The 5,550-nt window shown below is 57.0% G+C and carries 3 protein-coding genes and 1 other RNA gene; 1 reads left to right on the forward strand and 3 read right to left on the reverse strand.

All coding sequences use genetic code 11. The annotated features are described in order from the left end of the window. From dnaX to ABGT74_RS09095, 3 genes are all read right to left on the reverse strand, one after another. The coding region (gene dnaX / locus ABGT74_RS09085) for a DNA polymerase III subunit gamma/tau (protein WP_346705282.1) at nucleotides 1–1,644 on the reverse strand (1,644 nt) is incomplete at its 3' end. A gap of 261 nt (nucleotides 1,645–1,905) precedes the next feature. Beyond that, nucleotides 1,906–2,172, reverse strand: an RNA gene (ffs, locus tag ABGT74_RS09090) — signal recognition particle sRNA large type. A gap of 55 nt (nucleotides 2,173–2,227) precedes the next feature. Beyond that, nucleotides 2,228–4,750, reverse strand: coding sequence for a transglycosylase domain-containing protein (locus ABGT74_RS09095; protein WP_346705284.1), 2,523 nt, complete (start codon nucleotides 4,748–4,750; stop codon nucleotides 2,228–2,230). Nucleotides 4,751–5,060: 310 nt separating this feature from the next. Between ABGT74_RS09095 and ABGT74_RS09100 the strand changes: the two genes are divergently transcribed. After that, nucleotides 5,061–5,393: a BofC C-terminal domain-containing protein gene (locus ABGT74_RS09100; protein ID WP_346705285.1), complete on the forward strand. Its 333-nt coding sequence runs from the start codon at nucleotides 5,061–5,063 to the stop codon at nucleotides 5,391–5,393. Nucleotides 5,394–5,550: the final 157 nt, after the last annotated feature.

A 5,550-nucleotide genomic window follows, 5' to 3' on the forward strand; every position in this document is an offset into this window, starting at 1 on the left:
AAGTTCTTTTACTTGAATATCAAATGCTTTCGCCCGACCGATGATCTCATCAACCGCGGCGTTTTTTTGTATCACAGGTTCGTCCCCGGCTTCGCGCACCTTGACCTTAATCGGAGCGCCCGCAAGCGCCGCAGCCTGTTCGCGGATCACCTTCATCGTCGGCTCCGCTTTGGCGAGCATTGCCGTGATGCCGTCCTCGCACAGAATGACCAGCGCACCATCCTCCAGCAGCCCCTTCGCGGATACCTTGAGATTGGTATGCGCCCCGGTGTTGATTTTGCCGGTCAGCGCTTCGAGCAGCTGCGTCCATTTCGGCCAAGCAGCCATCTCGACTGCCGTTGCCGCAGGCTTTGCCTGCGGTGCAGCCTGACCCTCGTTTTCCTCCTGCGCCCACAGCGGTGCATCGCTGTCATCCGGCGGAGGCGGCGCATCCGCATCCCCGGGCGGGGGCGGCATATCATCCGCCTGCGGCGCACTTTGCACCGGTACAACCGCAACAGGTACGCCATGCTTCATTTTTTCTTCGAGCGCTTCCACGCGCCCACTCAATGTATCATATTGCTCCGCGCCCAGACTGCACAGCCGCACGGCGCACAATTCCGCCTCCACACGTCGATTCGCCGCACTGCGCATTCGGTCAAGCGCTTCTCCGATCACACGGCTCCACGCAATCAGCGTGGAAGAAGCTAACCCATCACATAATTTTTGCAGGCTTTTGACCGTGTAAGCCGGAGAAATCAACGCAGATACATCGGTTTTGCTGGTCTTTACCAGCAACGCATCGCGAATCAGCCCCAGCATTTGGTCGTAAACCGCCGCCAGATCCCGACCCGCGTTATAATAATCGTCAATCAGCGCAATCGCTGCTGCCAAATCGCCGGTTTTCAGATGCTCGGCCAGCCGGATACCGTCGTCCTGACCGAGAACGCCAAGCGCCGCGGTCACGGTTTGCTCATCCACCGCGCCTGCCGCCGCCGCTCGGTCGAGCATGGAAAGCGCATCACGCATTGCGCCATCTGCCAGCCGTGCAATCAGACGCGCTGCACCTTCGGTCAGTTCGATGCTTTCGCCCGCAGCGACATCCAACAGGCGGCGCGCGATATCCTCCGCGCCGATACGTCGAAAATCGAACCGCTGGCAGCGCGACAGGATAGTTGCGGGCACCTTGTGCAGCTCAGTGGTCGCTAAGATAAACAGCACATGCTCGGGCGGTTCCTCGAGCGTCTTGAGGAGCGCGTTGAACGCACCGATCGAGAGCATGTGCACCTCGTCGATGATAAACACGCGCTTTTTGACCTGTGCAGGCGTATATCGTGTCTCGTCGCGTAAATCTCGGATGTTATCGACACCATTATTTGATGCCGCGTCAATCTCGGTCACATCGAGCACCGAACCATCTAAAATGCCGCGGCAAGCCGCGCACTCGTTGCACGGATCGCCATTCACCGGATGCTCGCAGTTGACTGCGCGCGCCAAAATCTTGGCGCAAGTTGTCTTGCCTGTGCCGCGCGTGCCGGTAAACAGATAGGCGTGGCTCAGACGGCCGGACTGGAGTTGTGCGCGCAGCGTATCCGTAATATGCTGTTGGCCGATCACGTCCGCAAACGTCTGCGGCCGCCACTTGCGGTACAACGCCTGATACAATGCGCATCTCTCCTTTCCTCTGCCCGCGCGGACATTTCATATACCACAAAAGAGGCGGGCGCAAGCCCGCCTCCCAGCGTTCTCTCCTGCGCGCCAAGCGCGCAACTCATAAAAAGTCCAGCTTTGCCGGACTTTTTATACCTCGACTCAGCCGCCTTGGGCGGCGTCGTTCGGGTATCGAAAGCAGATTTCTACCGGAACCTGCTTTCGTATATAGGGGACTTCTGAAGTCCCCTATATTCTGTTCAGCGCCCCACAAGACCGCACACGGGCAATTCGAAAGCGTACGCCCGGCTGCCTTTCTGCGGTTTGGGCTCAAAATCGGCAGCTCTGCGGCACACGATGGTTTCCGCTTAATGCTGCTCGGTTCCCCGCCTGACATGGTTCACGGTCCTCCGTTGCGCAGTACCGGTCTCTCATCGCCCTGTTGGCAGCTGCCTCGCCGCTCGCACGTCCCTCCTTGCCCGCATCATCCCCGCTGTAGCGGATTGCGGGTGCAGGACACCGCTAACGCCCCGATGTGTGCGGCCTTGTGCGGCGCTGAACAGATATTCGGTTGTTATTTTATGCGTTCCTAGCGAATTTATGCTTCCGGATCGTCAGGCGACGGCGTGGTTTCTCCACCGGTGCCGCCTCCGGTCTCTCCGCCGGTGCCACCGCCGGTTTCTCCACCGGTACCACCGCCGGTTTCTCCACCAGTGCCGCCTCCGGTTTCTCCGCCGGTACCGCCTCCGGTTTCTCCGCCGGTGCCACCACCAGTTTCTCCACCAGTGCCACCGCCGGTTTCTCCGCCGGTATTACCGCCAGTCTCGCCGCCCTCCGGATCGGTCGGCGTCACAGGCTCACCAGTCTCCGGGTCAATCGAAGGATCGTTGGGATCAGTCGGCTTCTCTTCCTCCGGCTTCTTCTCTTCTTCCTTCGTTTCTTCCTCTTCCTCTTCTTCCTTCCAGTCGGTCACGCCAACCTTGGCGAAGTTATAGCTCGTGGTGATGCCCTGATGGCTGCACGTCTCGGTCGGTACTTCATCGTTCCAGAAGCGACCGCTTGCAGCGCGTCCCGCCGAACGGCAAGCGCCGGAAGCAAGCAAACCGGTATCCATACAATAGGTTACCGTGGTGAAATCCTCCGGATGCGAGTCAAACACCAAACCGGAATCGCCTTCGTGCACCTTCTCCATGATGGCCAGCCAGATCGACGCAGCATTTCGACCATACAAGCCGTCGAGCGTATAGTTATGCTCATAACCAACCCAAACCGCAGCCGAATACTGAGGCGTTACGCCGCAGAACCAAATGTCGGTATTGGAGGTTGTCGTACCGGTCTTACCAGCCGTCTGCACGCCGGAGATCTGCGTACCGGACGCAGTACCATACGCCGTGACGTTCTGCAGGCATTCAAGCATGTAGTACGCAGTACGCACATTCTCAAAGCCCAAATCCGTACTCGGGTTGTTTTCCAACACCACATTGCCCTCGGAATCCAGAACCTTGGTGTAGGTGCGCGTACCGCCGTACACGCCTTCATTGATAAAGGATGCAAAGCCGCCTGCCATCTCACGCACGGTCACGCCATCGGTCAGCGCGCCGAGTGCCAGCGGCGAATAGTCAATATCGCTCTTGACCGTGCCGTCCTCATAGGTGCGGCTGCCGACCAGCTGCATGCCCAAGCGCTGGGTCAGGAAGTCATACGACGCCTGCGGGGTCAGCATATCCATTACCTGCACCGCAATGGTATTAACAGAGCTGGTAATACCGCTCTTGATCGTCATGGAACGGCCCGTCGGCATCTTGCCGTCGTTCATCGGCCACGGCTTCCCGTCATCCTGAATATACAACGGCTTGTCGTATACCGTCGTAGAGGGGACGATGATGCCCTTGTCCATCGCCGGTCCATAGGCGGACAGCGGCTTCAACGAGGAACCCGGCTGGCGGCGTGCGTCCGTCGCATACGAGAAGGCCAGATTTCCGGTCTTTTCGCCGCGTCCGCCCGCAATGGCAACGATATTGCCCTGCTTATCCGTGATGACCATCGCGCTCTGCGGCCGTTCGCCGTATTTCTCCGTATTGGGGAACACGGAATCGTCAGCCCATACCTGATCGACAATGTTCTGAATCTCAGGATCAATGGTGGCATAGATCTTCAGGCCGCCCGAGGTGACCATGTTGCTGGCCACAACTTCGGAATATCCCTTTTGCTCCATCAGATCCTTGGTCACATCCTTGATGACCGCATCGGTGAAGTAGGAATAAATATCGCTGATGTCCTGCTGATACTGCTCATAAGGACGATATACCAGCTCGGTTGCAACCGCCTCATCATAAGTGGCCTGATCGATCATGCCCAGCTCCAGCATCTTGCCGAGGATGTTTTCCTGGCGTTCCTTGACCTTTTCCGGATGATTATACGGGTCATAAATAGACGGGTTATTGGTCAGGCCTGCCAAAGCGGCACACTCCGCGAGGGTCAATTCGGATACATCCTTGCCAAAATAGGTAGTCGCCGCCGTTTTTACGCCATAGCAGTTATAGCCGAGGTAGATCGTGTTGAGGTACATTTCCAGAATACGATCCTTGTCCCCAATCTCATCCTCGAGCGCTAAAGCGCGGAAAATCTCGTTAATTTTACGTTTTACCGAATAATCGTCCTCATCGGTGACGTTTTTGATCAGCTGCTGGGTGATGGTCGAACCGCCGTACTGGTCATCACCGACCAGCCAGTTGACCACCGCGCCAAACGTGCGCTTCCAGTCCACGCCGTGGTGCTTATAGAAACGCTCGTCCTCAATGGCAACAACCGCGTTCTTGAGGTCAGTCGGAATATCCTCGCTGTCGACCCAAATACGGTTTTCCATGCCACGAATGGTTTCATACAAGACCTCATTGCCTTGCGAATCCACGGTATAAATAAATGAGTTCAGATCCAAACCGAGCCCCTTGCTCAGGTCGGTTGCAGTTTCCTGTGCGGACGGGTTGATATATGCATGTACATAATACGCAAATGCAATGCCGCAGAAGCAGGCGCAAAGCACACCGATAAGCAGCAGCGTCAGCAGCACCCGGGATATCGCATGCCAGACGCCATGTCCTTTTCTTTTGCCAGTTGCCAATTCGGTTTCCTCCTTGCCCGCCGGATCGATGCCGCGGGTCTTATCAGGTCGGACGTGTAAGCGGTCCCTTTTGTTCCCGATATTCCATAAAATCAGCAGTTTTTTATCTGCTTTCAGTCATTATACCACAGAAGAAAGCATTTTAAAAGCGTCCTTTTCTTCTGCTCTGCGCTGTATGTCACAGTCGCTCGCGGCTATTATACCACATTATTCCGCAAATTCCAAACAATTTTTACATCTGCCCCCGAATACTTTCCATGATTTTGGGAATACTCAAAGAAAATTCCATGGATAGAAGGAGGCCATTTCCATGATGCAAGGACTTTACATGCTGGCCATGCAGCGTGCCAAGCGGCAGCGACGCATCGCGCTTGCCGCCTGTGCAGCGGCGCTTGTCAGCGCCTTTTTCGCTGCGCGCGTCTGGTTTGCCGAGCCGACCGTAGCCGCGACGGCAAGCGCTGAGCCATATGTCGCGCAGAGTGCGGACGGCCGTCTGGTGGTCACGCGCGGCGGGGAGATCGTCGTTCGCACCGATATTGACGTCCGCTCACTACCCTCCGCTGACCGGGAAGCACTCGAGGATGGTATTCTGCTGCCGGACGCGCAGGCGCTCGCCCGTCTGCTGGAGGATTATGGTTCATAAAAACGACGGGCAAATGCCCGCCGTTTTTATGTCCCCGGCATATCCGTTCTATGCCCTGCATACCGTATATCATCAAGGGGGCGTTTACTTATGTTCATCACCATCACCCGCGACACGCTGTACCGCATCGGCGCGGCGGCGGGCGTGTGCGCGCTGC

The organism is uncultured Agathobaculum sp. (assembly GCF_963927765.1).
Lineage (GTDB): Bacteria > Bacillota > Clostridia > Oscillospirales > Butyricicoccaceae > Agathobaculum.